The organism is Agromyces binzhouensis (genome assembly GCF_004135055.1).
Lineage (GTDB): Bacteria > Actinomycetota > Actinomycetes > Actinomycetales > Microbacteriaceae > Agromyces > Agromyces binzhouensis.
In genome coordinates this window covers 1-719 of record NZ_SDPL01000753.1, presented here as the reverse complement: position 1 = coordinate 719, position 719 = coordinate 1, and the positions used below count along the sequence as shown (strand labels likewise).

The window sequence follows — 719 nt, the reverse complement described above, 5'->3', positions numbered from 1 at the left end:
CGGGCGACGCCGAGGCCGGTGCCGCCGACACCGAGGCCCGGACGGACGGCGGCACCCGCGCCGATCGCGCCGCGCTCGAGCGCGCCGTCGTCGAGGCCTATCACGTCGGATACGAGCGCACCGCGCCGCAGGACGTCGGCTTCGGCCTGCGGCAGATCGCGGACATCGCGACGAAGGCGCTCTCACCCGGCGTCAACGATCCGACGACCGCGGTCCACGCACTGAGCCATGTCGCCGCGCTGCTCGGCGACATCGCGGAGCTTCCCGAGCAGCCGGCCGCCTACGCCGACGAGGACGGCACGGCGCGGCTCGTCCCGCGCGGTCACGAGTTCGAGTCGCTCGTCGAGGTCGGGATCCAGCAGGCTCGTCGCTACGGCGCCGCCGACCCGGACGTCGCGGCTCGGCTCTTCGGCCTCCTCGAGGATGTCGGGCGGCGCGCTTCCCGGCCGGACCAGCGGATCGTGCTCGCGCGCCAGCTCGACCGGCTGGTGGCCAGCGTGGACGCCGAAGCCTACGACCCGCACGAGCGCGCGGTGTTCGCCGAACTCGCCGGGCGCGTCCGATCCGTGCTCGACCAGCCCACCGGCTCGACGTCCGTGTAGCGAACCGGCGCGCGGTGCGCGACGTCCGTGGCGTCCGAGCCGCGCTGCCACGCGACCCGGACGCCGTGCCGGCGCTCCGGCGGTGCGGACTAGGCCGCGGCCTCGTCGGCCTCGGGC

1 protein-coding gene is annotated in these 719 nt (G+C 75.9%); it reads left to right on the top strand.

What is annotated here, in order from left to right; all coding sequences use genetic code 11:
• The coding region (locus tag ESO86_RS18040; protein WP_129236059.1) for a DUF2254 family protein at positions 1-602 on the top strand (602 nt) is incomplete at its 5' end.
• Between the last annotated feature and the right edge of the window lie 117 nt (positions 603-719).